Raw genomic sequence first — 15,447 nt, 5'->3', positions numbered from 1 at the left:
GCCGGCCGTCGGCAACTCCGTATGGACGACGCGACTTATCGCGCGATGCTCGCGCGCGTGTCGGCCGAACACGGCCCGGCGCTGCGCAGCAGCGGCGAGATGAACGCGCGGCAGCGCCGCGCGGTGCTCGACGAACTGCGCCGGCTCGGCGCCGGCCGAAAGCACGCCGGCAAGCCGCACAACTTCGACGCGCCGCAGATGCCCGACGGTATCGCGAAGGTTGAAGCGCTGCTGGCCGACATGAAGCTGGCTTGGGCCTACGCCGACGCGATTACGCTGCGCATGCACGGCATTGCGAAGCTCGCGTGGGTGCGGGACGAAAAGCAGCTTGCGACGATCATCGCCGCGCTGCATGCGGAGAAGGAAAAGCGCGATCTGAACGCCGCGATCAACGCCTCGTTGCGTGCGGTCGATTGGGCGCCGGAACGCATCGTCGAACTGTTGTCGCCTCTACGCCCGAACTGGCGCCGGCACCGACCGTCGCTGCGGCTGGTCGCCGAATACCTCGCGGCGCAGGTAGTCGCTCACGGCGGCGCAGGAGCGCAGCAATGCGCGTGACGTGTCCATGTTGCGACAACGAGTTCCCGATCGAAGCCGGCTTCATTGAAGGCGATGGCAAGCGCTTCGCAGCTCTCGTCGCCGAGTTGGAGCTGGCATTGGGGCGGGCGGTGCTGTCGTACCTGCGTCTGTTCAAGCCGGCGAAAACCGCGCTGCGCCTTGCTCGCGCGGCGCGGATCGTCGATGACCTCGTGAGCTTGGTTCGGTCCGGCACCGTCTGCAAGGACGAGCGCGTCGGCGTCCGGCGGCCGGCGAATCAGGCGTTATGGGCCGCCGGCATCGAACAGATGTTGTCGAGCCGCGACGCGCTGTCACTGCCGTTGGACAACCACAACTATTTGCGCGCCGTCGTGTTCGGGTTGGCCGACAAGATCGACGCGAAAGCCGAACAGGCTCGCGAGACCGTCGCGCGCTCGCGCTCGGCTGTCGGCCCAAGTCCGGAGCGGCGCGGCGAAAGCCCGACAGAGGCGCACCTGCATTGGCTGCGGCAGTTGTTCGAACACGGGCGGATGAGCGACGCCGAGTGTCAGAAGGCCGTCGCCGAGGCAAAATCCAAGGTGGGACAAGACGTATGAGCGGACAAGGTGAAATGTTCGACGCGTTGACCGTAAGCGTCCGGCGCCGCCACATTCTCGAACCCGATCATCAGAGCAATGCTTGTCGCTCACCTTCTCGGAGCGCCAAACGTGCAAGCATCGAAGACCGAAGCATTCTGGCGTCGTCACGTTGAAGCGTGGCGATCGAGCGGCCTGACGCAGAAGCAATATGGCGCCAAGCTTGGTATCAATGCGTTGACGTTGGCGCATTGGAGCTACCTGCTCAAGCGCAAGTCGAGCACGCCTGGGCAAGCTCTGGTGCCGGTCCGCGTGGTCGGCAACACACTGCCGGCGACCATCGAGTTGCAGCATGGCGCCTGGCGTATCGCCGTGCCGGTCGGAACGGATCCACGCTGGCTCGCTGCATTGATCCGCGAGACCTTGGCATGTTGAGCCCGACGTCATGGTGGATCGCGGTGGAGCCGATCGATCTGCGTCGTGGCATGGATGGCTTGTTGACGGCGATTGCGATGCAGTTCGGTCACGACGGACTCGCCGGTGGCGCGTACGTGTTCCGCAATCGCAGCGCCACGCGGATCAAGGTGATCTGCGCCGACGGCAGCGGCGTGTGGATGTGCGTGCGGCGCTTGCGCGAAGGCCGCTTCATCTGGCCGCGCAGCAGCGATCGCGTCTGCGAGATCGACGCGCAGTCGTTCGCGTGGTTATGCACGGGTGTGGACTGGCATCGATTGTGCGCAAAACCGCTGGCCGGCGCGCTGGTATAACTTTACAATCGGCGCATGAGTGTTGATGCATCGACCAACGACGATCTGCAAACGCGGTTGCGCGAAGCGCTGGCTGCGTTGGCTGACCGCGATGCCCTCATTGCCCAGCGCGATGCACAGATTACCGAGATGGCAGCGGTCGGCGCTTACCGCGCCGCGCGCATCAAGGTTCTCGAAGCACAGATGGCGGCGATGAACCGCGCCCTGTACGGCCGCCGTTCCGAACAACTCGACCCGGCCCAGCGGCAGCTGTTCGAGGAGTCGCTCGAAGAAGACATCGTCGCGATACAGACGGAGCTGGAGACGCTCAAGGAATCGCCGTCTGCACCGCGGCGCCAGCCCAAGCGCCTGCCGTTGCCGGAACACCTGCCGCGCGAGGAGGTTCGTCACGAGCCCGCCTCGTGCACGTGCACGCAGTGCGGCAACGCGCTGACGCCGATGGGCGAAGACGTCACCGAGCAGCTCGACTGCAAGCCGGCCGAGTTCTTCGTGCGCCGCCACATCTATCCGAAGTACGCGTGTCGCGCGTGCGAGACGGTGACGGCCGCTCCGAGCCAGGCGAGCGTGATCGAACGTGGCCGACCGGCGCCGGGCCTTCTGGCACACGTGCTGATCAGCAAGTACGCCGATCACCTGCCGCTGTATCGCCAGCAGCAGATCTACCAGCGCAGCGGCGTGGAACTGGCCCGTTCGACCCTGGCCGACTGGACCGGTGCCGCCGGCGTCGCGCTGATGCCGCTGGTGTCTGCGATGAAGGCCGATCTGTTGCAGCGCCCGGTGATCCACGCGGACGAAACGCCGGTTGCGCTGCTCGATCCGGGCGCGGGCAAGACAGCACGTGCGTATCTGTTTGCCTACTGCGCCACGGACGGACCGCCGATCACGATCTTCGACTTCTGCACCAGTCGCAGCGGCGAACATGCCAAGAACTTCCTCGGCGCCTTCCGTGGCCATCTCGTCGTGGACGACTACGCGGGTTACAAAGCCCTTTTTGCAGAAAACATCACCGAAGTGGGCTGCTGGGCGCATATTCGCCGCCTGTTCTTCGAGTTGCATGCGGCGAAGGCCAGCGCGCACGCTGAACCGGCATTGCGCTACATCGCCGAGCTGTACCGGATCGAAGCCGAGATCAAAGGTCTGGATCCGCCCGAACGGCTTGCCCGACGACAACGCGATGCGCAACCGGTGCTCGATGCGTTCAAGCAATGGATCGACAACCTGTTGTCTGCCGCTTCACCCAACAGCGGCCTCGCCAAAGCGCTCGCGCATACCCGCAAGCGCTGGCCGGCGCTCGTGCGCTACGTCGACAACGCTTCGCTGCCCATCGACAACAACCCGGTCGAGCGTTCGATCCGGCCCATCGCCGTGGGCCGCAAGAACTGGTTGTTCGCAGGCTCCAAAGCCGCCGGCGAGCGTGCCGCCGGCATCATGAGCCTGATCGCCACCGCCAGGCAGAACGGCCATGAGCCTTACGCCTATCTCAAGGATGTGCTGACCCGCCTGCCGACACATCCCGATCGTCGCATCACCGAACTTCTGCCGCACCGCTGGGGCTGACTATCGCGGCTGATGGGGTTGTGGGGAAGGTGGTGAGGCCGAGCGCTTACCGTTGACCTGCGATCCGCTGGACCTGATCGAGCGTGGCGGCGAAGTGCTCGCGGACAAAGCGCGTTGGCCGCAGCGCTTGGTCGAGTTGTATGACGTGCTGTTCGCTTACGCGCGAAAGATCGGCTTCGACGACGAAAAAGCAGCGCGCGACGCGAGCGAGCGCGCTGTGCTTATCGCCGACTATCTCGGTGGTTCTGTGATCTACCTGCCGCGCGGCGACGCGCTGCGCAAGGCCGTTCGCGACAGTGAGGCATACCGTCGGCACGACGGTCGGAATACAGACGCGCTCGCGCGCGAATACGGGATGAAAACAACTAAATTCTACGAGCTTCTGGCTCGCGAGCGAAAACGACGCCTCCGAACGCTGCAAGGCGAGCTATTCAAGTGAGAAATCATTGTGCTCATTTTCGCCTACGCTATTTGCGCTCGTTCAGCTTTTTGCCAGAATCCAAACGCTTCTTCGGAACTCCTGCCTGCCTAGTGGTTTCCTCTAGTCGCTCGCGCTCAGCCGAGTCTGCTTTTTCTGACTGAGTCTCCGTTGCCTCTGGCCTCAAAAATTCGTCGACCGCTTCAAGCGAATCCGCAATTTGTGCCTGTAAGACCAGCAGCCGGCAAGAGCTTTTATTCAATGGCCGAACCCACTTATTCGAACTCTCACCTACGGCATTCGACAATAATATTGGGGGGCTCGCTGGAGACATATCCCAGCTATTGACGCCCACCAAAGAGGATTTAACTACGTTGGCGTTACGATAGGAAGACTTTTGAGGAATCAAATAAGTAATTTCTGCTTGGCTCAAGTCGGACCATTGAAACTGCGATCTGCCGCTCGTCGTAACCTTGGCACCTCTAAGGTCCGCGCATCTAAACGAGACATCCCATTCGTAATCGATGTAGTCTGGAGCCGGCTCGTAGTCAATAGTTGAGTTGCGAAGATCGGCGAGAGTGAAGTCAGTCCCGCCGACCTTGATGTCAGCTACTATACTATTTTGTAGATTTGCGCCGACAAAAATTGCACCTGTTAGGTCTGACCCAGAGAAGTCCACAAAAGCAAGATCCTGCCCCGATAGGTCGACGCTCTTCAAGTTTGCCCTCTTGAGATCAATATATCTTGAGGGAAATGGATCGCCTGCCGCCATTATAAGATGCTCTACCTCCGACATGACTCGTGTAACAATGGTTCCAGCGCCCAATTTATTTGGCACTTCGCGCTTTGCTTCACCTGAATTTTCGAAAGTGGCCCGAGCTGTTTGAGGTGCCAATGACTCGCGCCTCACCTCTTTTTCTTTATTTTTCTTTCTTTCCCTTTCTATCGCTAAATATTCGACCACGGCCTCAGTTCTTGCTTTCCAGTTTGATCTTTCAGTGCTTTCACCTCCAAAGATCTGCGCTATTACGTCGGCGCGACGCCTAGCCAGCTCGGTTTGACGCTGCATTTCAATCTGACTTTGAATTTTTCCGTTCTGCTCACGGAAGGCCTCGTTCTGCTCCCGAAGCAGAGCCGTTTGCGCATACATCATTAAGAGTGTTCCTACTGCAAGCGCGCCGCCGGCCGTTGCTGCGGATGCTGGCGAGAAGACCCACCACAATAGTGCGCTCCGTACCGCAGCTCGACGAGGGTCATCTATCGTCCATTGCTTGCGCTGCAAATAGTTTTGGATTACTCGAATAGATCGATGCTCTTGCTCAAGCAGCTTTGTCTCTAGTTCGATGTCCATACGACCCTTCGAAGAAGAACAGTTGAATCCCACGATCTACTGACGGATTGTCGTTCGCTCTAGGGAAAGTCTGAATAAGCGTCGAGTTTTGGGTTCTGAGGATTCCGCATATCCCCACAACCCTGGCCAAACCCCTGCTTTTCAAGAGTTTGGCCGCCCCCTAGAGTCAATGGGGCTCCAACGGCAAAGCAGACTCCGACTTTTTCAGACGTTCCCTAGATATTAAAAGATATGCACCTTGTCGACTGTTGACGCCACGCCGCGTTTTTTGCGACGTGAATGTCATGTGGCACTAAAGTGAAACTCCTCCCATAGTCCACACCGCGCACTCTATCACTGCCGGGTAGCTCCCCGTCCCGGCGTCGCGCGGGCGGCGGCCCTCCCCAAGACTCCTACGCCGCCCGCGCCTTTTTGGAGGCGCGATGAATCCCAAGACCCCGTTACCGGCGACGCTGCGCGACAAGCTGCGCGCAAGTCCGCTGCTTGTTCTATTCGCCGTCGCGTTCGCGATCACCGCGTTTCTCAAACCCGCTAAGGTCGGCTTGACCGTGTGGGGAATCGCCAAGCTCGGCATGGGCGGCTACGTCGGTTACTGGATTGACCGGCTGATCTTTCCCTACGCTCGGCCGCACGACCTGATTGGCATCGAAGCCGGCACCTCGTGGAAGCGCCGCGCCGCGATCGCGTCGGCGACGATCCTCGCTGCGGCGTTCACGCCGTGAAGCGCCTGATCGTCGCTATCACGCTCGTCGCAGCGAGCACCCTTGCTGCCGCCGCGTCGCCGGTGCGCATCCCCGAAGCATCGACGCGCTACCGCCTCGCACTGGAACGCGAGGCCGTGGCGCGATTCGGCCTCGACGCCCCAATCGCGCGCATCGCCGCCCAGATTCACGCCGAAAGCACCTGGGAGCCGACCGCCGAAAGCCCCTACGCGCAGGGACTGTCGCAGGTCACGCCGCCGACGGCCGCGTGGCTGCCGACGGTATGCCCCGAAGTTGGCCCACCCGATCCGTGGGATGCCGGCCGGTCGCTGCGCGCAATCACCTGTTACGACGCATGTCCATGAAGCTCCCGACGCTTTCACAACCTCTCGTTTCCTACGCGCTGGCGGCGGCGGTCGTCGCTGCAGGCTTCGCAGGCGGTTGGACCGCGCGCGGCTGGCGTGAAGCCAAAGCCGATTTGAAGGCCGTCCGCGCCGATGCCGCCGCGATCGAGAAGGAAACCGCCCGCCGCCAAATCATCGGAGCCCGCTATGAGCAAGAGCGCGAAGCCGTCGACCAGTTCTACCGCTCGCTGCCGGATTGGTGGCCTCGCGTCGTGGCTGATCGTCCTGATCTTGAGCCTGTCGATATCGGCCCTGTCCGGTTGTGCGTCTGGAACCAATAGAACGCGAGACCGGGCAGCGTCTACACCTGCGCTGCTGGTGAAGCGTTGACGACGTTGCGGCATAGAGCGCTGTGGACAGCGGCAGCATCGCATGTACCGCGCGCGGACATGCCGATTGCGCATATCGACGCCCTCGCGCTTGTCATGAGTCGTGCTCAGTATGTACTGTTGTACCGGTACATGGATCAGGGCTTTCCGATGACGCTCTTTCATGCGACGACACGGTCGTTGCAACTACCGCCCGACGGCCTGCTCGAACGCGGCTTCCCGATCTACCGCGCGCTGCTCGACGGCCGCGACGCTGCGCGCATCGCGCTGTTCGAATCGCTCGGCCGCCACTCGATCGACGCTCGCTCGTCGCTGATCGCGCTCGATCCCGTGCTCGACGTGAACGTGTACGGTACACGCGTGGCGATTTCCGGCCATGCCGTTCCGCTCGCCGCCGTTGCGGCGACACTACGAGACTATGCGTCGACGCGGAGCGACGCCGGCATCGACTACACGCTCGCCGAACGCGCGCAGATCTGGGATTTCCTGCGCGCACTCGAATCGGCGTTTCGCGTCGAACGGTCCGACGGCGCCGCACCGCTCGCGCTGTTCGGTTATTTCGGCTACGACACGATCCGCTATATCGAATCGGTGCCGCGTACGCGGCAGGTCGTTGAAGGAACGCCTGAAGTTTCGTTGTCGCTGTATCGCACGCTGATCGCGATCGACGCGCATTCGGCGACGCTCACGCACTACCGCTACGACGGCGACGCGCCGGTCGATCTCGGCGCGATCGGGCGCACCTGCGAAACCGCGCGCGGCCTGCCGGGCGACGGCGACGAGCCGACGCCGCGCTATGCCGTGCGCTTCGAAACGCGCGAGGCGGACTACCTCGCCAAGTGCGAGCGCGCGCTCGAACACATCCGCGTCGGCGACGTCTATCAGATCCAGATCGGCCAGAAGGTGCGCGTCGAAACCGCGCTGACGCCGCTCGCGCTGTACGCGCGGCTGCGCCGCCAGAACCCGTCGCCGTACATGTATCTGTTCGCCGCCGGCGGCGCGACGATCGTCGGCGCGAGTCCCGAACTCTTCATTCGCACCGACGGCCGCGATCTCGTCATGCGGCCGATCGCCGGCACCGTCGGCAAGGCCGGCGGTCGCACGCGCACCGACGCCGAGCGCGAGCTGCACGGCAGCGAGAAGGAAACGGCCGAGCATCTGATGCTGGTCGACCTGTGCCGCAACGACATCTGCCGCGTGTGCGAGCCCGATTCGCTGCGCGTCGACGATCTGATGCAGATCGAAGAGTACTCGCACGTGTTCCACATGGTGTCGAACACGACCGGCCGCCTGAAGCCCGGCTGCGACAAGTACGACGCGATCCGCGCGACGTTTCCGGCCGGCACGATGACCGGCACGCCGAAGGTGCGCGCGGTCGAACTGATCGAGGCCATCGAAGACAGCGCGCGCGGCCAGTACGCGGGCCTCGTCGGCATGCTCGGCATCGGCACCGACTGGCTCAACACCGCGCTGTGCATCCGCAGCGCCGTGCACACGGACGGCGAGTACACGCTGCGCGCGTCGGCCGGCGTCGTCGCCGATTCCGTGCCGCAGAACGAATACCGCGAAACGCTGCTGAAGCTCGGCTCGGTGTTCCGGGCCATCACCGGAGAGGAACTGTCATGCGCTGCCGCGTAACCATCGTCGACGCTTACGACAGCTTCGTGCACATCCTCGTCGACTACGTGCGCCGCCTCGGCTGCGACGTGCGCGTGCTGCGCAAGGACGAACCCGGCCTCGTCGACGCGATCGACCCTTCGCGCTGCGACGTGCTGCTGCTGGGGCCCGGGCCGGGGCATCCGCGCGACTCGGGCTATCTCGCCTTGCTCGAACGCAACGCGGGCCGCGTGCCGGTGTTCGGCGTGTGTCTCGGCCATCAGGCGATCGGCCTGTACTACGGCGCGACGCTGGCTTATGCGCAGCGCCTGATGCACGGCAAGACGAGCCGCGTCGAGCACGACGGCAAGGGCTGCTTCCGCAACGTGCCGCGCGGCTTTCGCGCGATGCGCTATCACTCGATCGTCGTCGATGCGGCAACGCTCGGCAACGAACTCGTCGCCACGGCGACATCGGATACCGACGGTTATCTGATGGGCCTGCGCCACGCAAGCCTGCCGATCGAAGGCGTGCAGTTCCACCCCGAAAGCATCGGCACGGAATACGGGCTCGAGATCATCCGCAACTTCATCGAAGTCCACGCGCGCGGCGGCGGCGCGACCGCGTCGCTTGCCGCGTAGCGCCCGAACGGGGCGTGCTTCCTATCGCCGCACCGCGGTGTTGGGTATGCTCGAACGCAGACCGGCGCGGCGCCGGCTTGCGAGACCTCATGCGCGATCCGCTGTACACGAAACTCGCCGAACACATCGCGTCGCTCAAATCGGCCGACGAGGTGGTCTGGCTGCTCGATCAGCTGCTGACCGACGGCGAAATCCGCGACGTGCGCGACCGCGTGCGCATCTACAGCCTGCTCGCGGCCGGCACGCACAGCCAGCGCGACGTGGCGCGCCTCGCCAACGTCAGCATCAGCAAGGTCATTCGCGGTGCGGCGAATACGCATTCGCCGAAGGTGCGCGCGTATTTCCGCAAGCATTTTCCGGACGACAGCGGCGATTGAGCGGCCGTTTCCGGAACGTCACGCGTTGCCGGTTTCGACGCTGCGCTCGTCCCACGCGTCGGGCCTCGGCCGCCAGTGGCCCTCGCCGAGAATCGCCGTGGCGAGCTGCGTGAGATCGAAGCCGTACGCGTGCAACAGCGCCGCGTCGCCGGCGTCCTCGGCATCGGCCGTATTGAGCAGCGTGCGATAGCGCGGGTAGTCCTCGGCGAGCAGCTTCACCATGCGCTCGGCGAGGTCGTACGACAGCTCCGCGCCTTCGTCGGGCCGGCGGAACGACGTGCCGGCCCAGTATTCCTGGATCGTGCGCGCGTTCCAGAATTTCGCGTGGCGTCGTTCCATTTCGCGCGGCGTATACAGTGCGTTGCGCGGCGACGCCAGATGCGGCACGAGATGCTTCTCGGTGTTCACCGCCGTGCCTTCGTTGAGCCACAGCGGAATCGGCAGGTGCGACACCAGTGCATGCGTCAGCTCGTGCGCAACGATCGGCTCCATGCGATCGAGGTCCGACTTGACGAAGATGTAGTGACCGTAGCCGCGATTGATGAACATGCCGGCCGACATCGCTTTGTCGTCCTCGTCGGGCACGTAGTGCAGCAAGTATTCGTGGTATTGCTCGATGTCGTCGAACACGATGACGACGTGCGGGCGATGGCCGGCCGCGCGAGCGACGCCGTCGAGCGTCTTGAGAATTCTCCGGTGCGCGCGTTCGCTGAAGTCGATCGCGAGTCTGCGCTGGCGTGCCGACAGTGACGACAGCAGCAAGAAGTGTTCGGATCCGGCGATCGCGAACCCTTCGCCGAGGTTGAACGACAGCGCCTGCAGCCACGCGTCGGCGGCGTCGCGCCAGAACGCACCGAGCGCGACGGCGTCGTCTGGCGCGGTGCGCTCGACGAGATCCCAGTTCGGGATCGGCATCGTCGTATCGGGCGTCCAGCACCAGTCTGGCAGCGTCTTTACCGGCGGCGCCGAAACGACGAGCGTTTCGTGCGCGGAGGTCTTGCGGCCGAACAGCGATTTCAGGAACTTCAAGACTTTCCCTCGCACGACGACGCCGGAGCCCGCGCGCGGCGGACTCCGGCATGCAACGTCATAAGCCCCGGCCGTTACCAACCCATGTAATGCCCGCCGTTGATCGACAGGTTCGCGCCGGTGATCCACGCCGCTTCGTCGGGCATGAAGAACGCGACCGCGTAGGCGATTTCCTCGGGCGAGCCCAGGCGGCCGACCGGAATCTGCGCCGCGATCTTCGCGCGCACTTCTTCGGGCACGGCCATGACCATTTCCGTGCCGACGTAGCCCGGCGACACCGTGTTGACCGTGATGCCGAACTTCGCGTTCTCCTGCGCGAGCGAGATCGTGAAGCCGTGCATGCCGGCCTTCGACGCGGCGTAGTTCGCCTGGCCGTACTGGCCCTTCTGGCCGTTGATCGAGCTGATCTGGATGATGCGGCCCCACTTGCGCTCGCGCATGCCGTCGATCACCTGGCGCGTCACGTTGAAGCAGGAGTTGAGGTTGGTGTTGATCACCTCCTGCCACTGCACCGCGCTCATTTTGTGGAAAGTGGTGTCTCGTGTAATACCGGCATTGTTGACGAGAATATCGACCGGGCCGAGCGTGTCTTTCAGCTCGTTGATCATGATCTCGGCCGATTCGGGGCTCGCCACGTCGCCGGCGACGAGCGTCACGTCGATGCCGCTCTTTTTCAGCGCTTCCTGCCACGCGGTCGCTCTCGCGTGATCGCGATAGTTGGTCGCGACCTTGTGGCCCATCGACGCCAATTTCTTGACGATCGCCGAGCCGATGCCGCCCGTGCCTCCGGTAACCAGTGCTACGCGTGACGTCATGATCCACTCCCGTTGATTGGTTCGTGCTTTTGTGCAGCCATGCTTGGCCTCGTTTTTGAGCGGCCGGCGATGCCGGCCGCCATCCCTGTACGACGGTTCCCCCGCAAACCTTTCTCGATTCTACACAACGCGCATGTCGCGTCATCGGTGGTCGGCGCGTGCGTCAGCGTCCGGATTCCGATACGGGCAGCACGGGTCGCGGTACGTTCGCGAGATCGAAGCGGTCGACCGCCGTGCGCAGCAATCGCGGCGGCGACGACGCGGCGGCGAGCAGCGGCGCGGGCAGGCCGAGAAACGCGAGCGCGGCGCGCAGCGCCGGCAGCGGATCGTCGCCGTCGACCGGCCGCGCGCTGTCGGTCTTGCTGAGCTTGCGGCCGTCCGGGCCGAGCGCGAGCGGCAGGTGCAGATAGGCCGGCGTCGGTACGCCCAGCGCGCGCTGCAGCCAGATCTGCCGCGGCGTCGAATCGAGCAGATCGGCGCCGCGCACGACTTCGGTGATGCCCTGGTACGCATCGTCGACGACGACCGCGAGCTGGTACGCGTAGAAGCCCTCCACGCGCCGCACCACGAAATCGCCGGCCTCGTTCGCCAGGTGCTGCGCGTAGTCGCCGGCCAGCGCGTCGCGAAACGCGACGACCTGCGCCGGCGCGCGTACGCGCCAGGCCGGCGCGCGCGACGCGTCGGGCGCGGCGACGCAGGCGCCGTGGTGGAGGCCGCCGTGCGCGGCGAGGTCGGCGCGGCTGCACCAGCAGGCGAACGCGAGATCGTTCTCGCGCAAGCTCGCCAGCGCCGCGTCGTAGGCGTCGGTCCGCGCGTGCTGCCAGAGCACGGGTTCGTCCGGGTCGAGGCCGAACGCGGCGAGCGTCGCCAGGATGTCGTCGGCCGCGCCGGGCACTTCGCGCGGCGGGTCGATGTCTTCAATGCGCACCAGCCACGTGCCGCCCGCCGCGCGCGCGCGCAGCCAGCTGCCGAGCGCGGCAATCAGCGATCCGAAGTGCAGGCGGCCGGTCGGCGACGGTGCGAAGCGGCCGCGGTACGGCGGGGACGGTGAACTCATGTCGCAAGCCTGCCACGGTTCACGGGCTTGATGTAAAGCTGTGCCGACCCAAATACTCCGGTTCGTGCGACCGAGCCAGAACCCGACCGAGGACGGAGTCCAGCCCATGCGTATTTTTCTACTGATCGCCACCAACCTTGCCGTCGTCTTGCTGCTCAGCATCGTCATGAGCGTGCTGGGCCTCAATCCCGGCCGCAACGGCGACATGCAGAGCCTCCTCATCATGTCGGCCGTCATCGGCATGGGCGGCGCGTTCATTTCGCTCGCGATGTCGAAGTGGCTGGCCAAGCGTTCGACCGGTGCGCACGTCATCACGCAGCCGCAGAACGAAGTGGAGCAGTGGCTGTACACCACCGTGCGCCGCCAGGCCGAAAAGGCGGGCATCGGCATGCCCGAGGTCGCGATCTACGACGCGCCGGAGATGAACGCGTTCGCCACCGGCATGAACAAGAACAGCGCGCTCGTCGCGGTCAGCACGGGCCTGCTGCAGCAGATGGACCGCCAGCAGGTCGAGGCCGTGCTCGGCCACGAGGTCAGCCACGTCGCGAACGGCGACATGGTGACGATGACGCTGCTGCAGGGCGTGCTCAATACGTTCGTCGTGTTCATCGCGCGCATCGTCGGTTCGGTCGTCGACGGCTATCTGCGCGGCAACAGCCGCGAAGGCGGCCCCGGCATCGGCTATTTCGTCGCGACGTTCGCGGCGCAGATCCTGCTCGGCCTCGGCGCGTCGATCATCGTCGCGTGGTTCTCGCGCCGCCGCGAATTTCGCGCGGACGCGGGCGGCGCGAATCTCGCCGGCCGCGGCTCGATGATCTCGGCGCTGCAGCGCCTCGGCGGCGAACAGGGCGCCAACACGCTGCCGAAGGAAATCGCCGCGTTCGGCATCTCCGGCGCGTGGGGCAAGCTCTTCGCCAGCCACCCGCCGATCGACGAGCGCATCGCGGCGCTGCGCGGCGGCGGCGCGTAACGTCGACGTTGCATACCTGCCGCGCGCCTCGGGCGCGCGGCAGGCGTCTTACGGGCTGACCGACGCCGAATCGCCGGCGACGACGATGTCCGACCAGCGCCGGCGATTCACCTCGAACTTGCCGGCGCGGATCGCCTCGCGGACCCGGTGACTCTTGTTGCCGTAGGTCTGCCACCGCAGATTGCCGACCGACTGCCAGCGGCCGTCGCCGAGCGTCCAGACGCCGCAGGTGACGTTGTATTCCTCGCGCAGATCGCACAGCAGGCGTTCGGACTTGCCGTCGGCGTCGAGGTCGGGGCTCAGCGCGATGCATTCGCCGGGTCCGCCGACGCAGTTGTACGGCGGCGTCTCCTGCGCGTCGATCAGCGCCTGCAGCCACGCATCGTCGAGCGGTTCGGTGCCCGGTGCGAGCGTGACGTTCGCGCGCGCCTCGGCGAGCGTCGCGGCCTTCTTGCGCGATTGCGCGTCGACGCCCCAGCGGTTCTTGCGTGCGAGCTTCTCGTCGATCTGCTGCGCGACCGACGTGTCGTTCGCGATCGCGGGTTCCGCGCGCAGCGCCTTGAGCGAATCAACGCCGCGCCGGCCCGCGTCGAAGCGCAGATACGTGATGTCCTGCAGGTTCGGCTTCGCGCCGGGCGTGTGCAGCCGCGCCATCTGGCTCGAAACGCCGATGCGATGCGGATCGAGCGGCGGCGTGTTCATCAGCACGACGAGGCCGATCACGCCGAGCGACAGCGCGACGTTGATGCGCCCGAACGCCGGCTGCCACGTCTGCCGCCGCACGACCGACCACGCGTAGCCGACCGCGTACGCGGCGAGCACGATCGCGACCAGCAGCGCCATGAAGCGGTCGCCGGTCCAGCCGTACTGGCCGTAGCGCAGCCACAGCGCGTAGATCGCGAGCGCGGCGTAGACCGGCAGCGTGACGAGCGCGGCTTCCACCGCGAGGCGCAGCGGCCGCGGATACGGCGCGGCCTTGCCGCCTTCCTGGTACACCGCGTTGACGAAGCCGATCATCAGCACGATCAGCCACAGGAGGATCGCGGTCGCGCGCTTCGTTTTCCACAACGCCTCGAGGCCGGTGAACGGCAGCGCGACGACGAACAGCAGCGCGATGAGCGCGAGGAGCGGCAAGAGGCCCTTGCCGATGGCGAGCAGGATCTGCCGCGCGATCTGCACCGCGCGATGCTGCGTGCGGCCGATGAGGATGCCGAGGCCGACCATGCAGCCGGTCGCGAGATAGGCGAACGGGCGTTCCTTGAACAGGTCGGCGAAAAAGTGGATGCCGATCAATTTGAACAATTCGCCCCAGAGTGCGAGCACGCCCCAGACGATGCCGACGAAGAGACCGGTCAGCGCGAGCGTGATCGCGTTCTGCCACGCGTTTTCGAACAGGTCGCCGTAGGGCGCGCACCAGCGGCCGTGTTCCAGGCGCGCCTGCAGATACGGCAGCGCGACGAACAGCGCGATGCAGGCGGTGACGCCGAACGGGCCGAGCACCTCGCCCGAATCGATGGCGGGATCGCCGGTCGCCGACCACGCGACGTACGCGGCGAGCGTGCCGAAGCCGATCGCGACGAGCGCGGCGTGCTGCCAGAAGCGCCGGTCGGCGAGATCGCGCACCGACAGCAGCATCGCGCCGGGCACCGCGAGAACGAGCGTGTACCAGCACACGCGGCCGCCGAGTTCGTTGAACGGCCACCAGTCGTTGCGGGTGCCGTAGTCGGCGATGTAGAGCAGCAGGCCCTGGAGCAGGGCGAGCAGAACGATGAACTGGCGCACGGGGCGCGGCAGCGGTGCGTCGGTCGACATGAGGCTCCCCCTCGGGTTCTGCGCGGAGTATGCCGGAGCGGTGGGGCGGGGCGAGGGCGGGAGGTGGCGTTTGAGAGGCGGCGCGTCGCGATCGGTGATTTTCATGCGACGGAATGCGATAGCCGCGCGCCGCTGGTTTTTGGTGGAGAAACGCGCCGAGATGCGGCGACGCTCGGTGTCGCGGCAAGCGAAAGACGCGCGAAGGCAGCCCCGCGAACGGGGCTGCCGGGCCGCAGGCGCTAGACGCGGGTGATGACGATGCGGCCGGGAGAGACCTCGATGTCGAGGGTGTCGGCGGGCGAGAAGCCGGCGGTGGCGAGCCATATGCCGCCGAGCCGGATCTGGGGAACGAAACGGGAACCGGCGCACGGCGGCGCGTTGGCGAGCCGGGGGTAGGGCATGGCGCCGACGTGCAGGCTCATGCGGATGGGGTAGGTTGGGGTAGGCTTGGGATTAGCCATGTCCACTGTTCCTTGTACAAGAGTGGATTTGGTCAGCGAACGGCGTGGTG

At 65.1% G+C, this 15,447-nt stretch carries 19 protein-coding genes; 13 read left to right on the top strand and 6 right to left on the bottom strand.

Annotated elements, in window-relative coordinates; all coding sequences use genetic code 11:
* The first annotated feature begins 21 nt into the window (after positions 1 to 21).
* From OD750_RS21795 to OD750_RS21770, 6 genes are all read left to right on the top strand, one after another.
* Positions 22 to 558, top strand: coding sequence for a regulatory protein GemA (locus OD750_RS21795; protein ID WP_263544202.1), 537 nt, complete (start codon positions 22 to 24; stop codon positions 556 to 558).
* Positions 549 to 1,133, top strand: coding sequence for a hypothetical protein (locus OD750_RS21790; RefSeq protein ID WP_263544201.1), 585 nt, complete (start codon positions 549 to 551; stop codon positions 1,131 to 1,133). The genes OD750_RS21795 and OD750_RS21790 overlap by 10 nt, the downstream gene beginning before the upstream one ends.
* Positions 1,134 to 1,244: 111 nt before the next feature.
* On the top strand, positions 1,245 to 1,547 hold the full coding sequence (gene tnpA / locus OD750_RS21785; protein ID WP_263542428.1) for an IS66 family insertion sequence element accessory protein TnpA: 303 nt from the start codon (positions 1,245 to 1,247) through the stop codon (positions 1,545 to 1,547).
* Positions 1,541 to 1,879, top strand: a complete 339-nt coding sequence (gene tnpB, locus OD750_RS21780) for an IS66 family insertion sequence element accessory protein TnpB (protein WP_263542429.1) — start codon at positions 1,541 to 1,543, stop codon at positions 1,877 to 1,879. The genes tnpA and tnpB overlap by 7 nt, the downstream gene beginning before the upstream one ends.
* Positions 1,880 to 1,894: 15 nt before the next feature.
* On the top strand, positions 1,895 to 3,436 hold the full coding sequence (gene tnpC / locus OD750_RS21775; protein WP_263544200.1) for an IS66 family transposase: 1,542 nt from the start codon (positions 1,895 to 1,897) through the stop codon (positions 3,434 to 3,436).
* Between the two features lie 52 nt (positions 3,437 to 3,488).
* Positions 3,489 to 3,875 carry a Mor transcription activator family protein gene (locus OD750_RS21770; protein ID WP_263544199.1) on the top strand — a complete coding sequence of 129 codons (387 nt, stop codon included), beginning with the start codon at positions 3,489 to 3,491 and terminating at the stop codon, positions 3,873 to 3,875.
* 28 nt (positions 3,876 to 3,903) lie between these two features.
* Here OD750_RS21770 and OD750_RS21765 read toward each other — a convergent pair whose 3' ends face one another.
* On the bottom strand, positions 3,904 to 5,205 hold the full coding sequence (locus OD750_RS21765; protein WP_263544198.1) for a pentapeptide repeat-containing protein: 1,302 nt from the start codon (positions 5,203 to 5,205) through the stop codon (positions 3,904 to 3,906).
* Positions 5,206 to 5,627: 422 nt separating this feature from the next.
* Between OD750_RS21765 and OD750_RS21760 the strand changes: the two genes are divergently transcribed.
* From OD750_RS21760 to OD750_RS21735, 6 genes are all read left to right on the top strand, one after another.
* Positions 5,628 to 5,927 carry a putative holin gene (locus tag OD750_RS21760; RefSeq protein WP_263544197.1) on the top strand — a complete coding sequence of 100 codons (300 nt, stop codon included), beginning with the start codon at positions 5,628 to 5,630 and terminating at the stop codon, positions 5,925 to 5,927.
* Entirely contained in the window at positions 5,924 to 6,271 is a 348-nt protein-coding gene (locus OD750_RS21755) for a hypothetical protein (protein WP_263544196.1), read from the top strand. Before OD750_RS21760 ends, OD750_RS21755 begins: the two co-directional genes overlap by 4 nt.
* Positions 6,262 to 6,591, top strand: a complete 330-nt coding sequence (locus OD750_RS21750) for a hypothetical protein (RefSeq protein WP_263544195.1) — start codon at positions 6,262 to 6,264, stop codon at positions 6,589 to 6,591. Before OD750_RS21755 ends, OD750_RS21750 begins: the two co-directional genes overlap by 10 nt.
* Positions 6,592 to 6,819: 228 nt before the next feature.
* Positions 6,820 to 8,277: an anthranilate synthase component I family protein gene (locus OD750_RS21745; protein WP_263544194.1), complete on the top strand. Its 1,458-nt coding sequence runs from the start codon at positions 6,820 to 6,822 to the stop codon at positions 8,275 to 8,277.
* Positions 8,262 to 8,876 (top strand): anthranilate synthase component II, encoded by a 615-nt coding sequence (locus OD750_RS21740; protein WP_263544193.1) that lies wholly within the window; start codon positions 8,262 to 8,264, stop codon positions 8,874 to 8,876. The genes OD750_RS21745 and OD750_RS21740 overlap by 16 nt, the downstream gene beginning before the upstream one ends.
* An 89-nt stretch (positions 8,877 to 8,965) precedes the next feature.
* Positions 8,966 to 9,253, top strand: a complete 288-nt coding sequence (locus OD750_RS21735) for a trp operon repressor (RefSeq protein WP_263544192.1) — start codon at positions 8,966 to 8,968, stop codon at positions 9,251 to 9,253.
* Between the two features lie 18 nt (positions 9,254 to 9,271).
* On the opposite strand, the gene OD750_RS21730 is transcribed toward OD750_RS21735, so the two are convergent.
* The 3 genes from OD750_RS21730 to gluQRS all read right to left on the bottom strand — a co-directional run bounded on the left by OD750_RS21730 (position 9,272) and on the right by gluQRS (position 12,154).
* Positions 9,272 to 10,282 carry a gluzincin family metallopeptidase gene (locus OD750_RS21730; protein WP_263544191.1) on the bottom strand — a complete coding sequence of 337 codons (1,011 nt, stop codon included), beginning with the start codon at positions 10,280 to 10,282 and terminating at the stop codon, positions 9,272 to 9,274.
* Between the two features lie 74 nt (positions 10,283 to 10,356).
* The gene (phbB, locus tag OD750_RS21725; protein ID WP_263544190.1) at positions 10,357 to 11,097 is read right to left on the bottom strand and encodes an acetoacetyl-CoA reductase; all 741 of its coding nucleotides are present in this window, start codon (positions 11,095 to 11,097) and stop codon (positions 10,357 to 10,359) included.
* Between the two features lie 163 nt (positions 11,098 to 11,260).
* Positions 11,261 to 12,154 carry a tRNA glutamyl-Q(34) synthetase GluQRS gene (gene gluQRS / locus OD750_RS21720; protein WP_263544189.1) on the bottom strand — a complete coding sequence of 298 codons (894 nt, stop codon included), beginning with the start codon at positions 12,152 to 12,154 and terminating at the stop codon, positions 11,261 to 11,263.
* A 106-nt stretch (positions 12,155 to 12,260) separates the two neighbouring features.
* Here gluQRS and htpX point away from each other — a divergent pair, with 106 nt between their 5' ends.
* On the top strand, positions 12,261 to 13,124 hold the full coding sequence (gene htpX / locus OD750_RS21715) for a protease HtpX (protein ID WP_263544188.1): 864 nt from the start codon (positions 12,261 to 12,263) through the stop codon (positions 13,122 to 13,124).
* Positions 13,125 to 13,172: 48 nt separating this feature from the next.
* On the opposite strand, the gene OD750_RS21710 is transcribed toward htpX, so the two are convergent.
* Positions 13,173 to 14,936, bottom strand: a complete 1,764-nt coding sequence (locus OD750_RS21710) for a DUF4153 domain-containing protein (protein ID WP_263544187.1) — start codon at positions 14,934 to 14,936, stop codon at positions 13,173 to 13,175.
* Between the two features lie 239 nt (positions 14,937 to 15,175).
* On the bottom strand, positions 15,176 to 15,397 hold the full coding sequence (locus OD750_RS21705; RefSeq protein ID WP_263544186.1) for a type I toxin-antitoxin system SymE family toxin: 222 nt from the start codon (positions 15,395 to 15,397) through the stop codon (positions 15,176 to 15,178).
* Between the last annotated feature and the right edge of the window lie 50 nt (positions 15,398 to 15,447).

Source organism: Tahibacter soli, assembly GCF_025717065.2.
Taxonomy (GTDB): Bacteria; Pseudomonadota; Gammaproteobacteria; order Xanthomonadales; family Rhodanobacteraceae; genus Tahibacter; species Tahibacter soli.
This window is presented reverse-complemented; position numbering and strand designations above follow the sequence as displayed.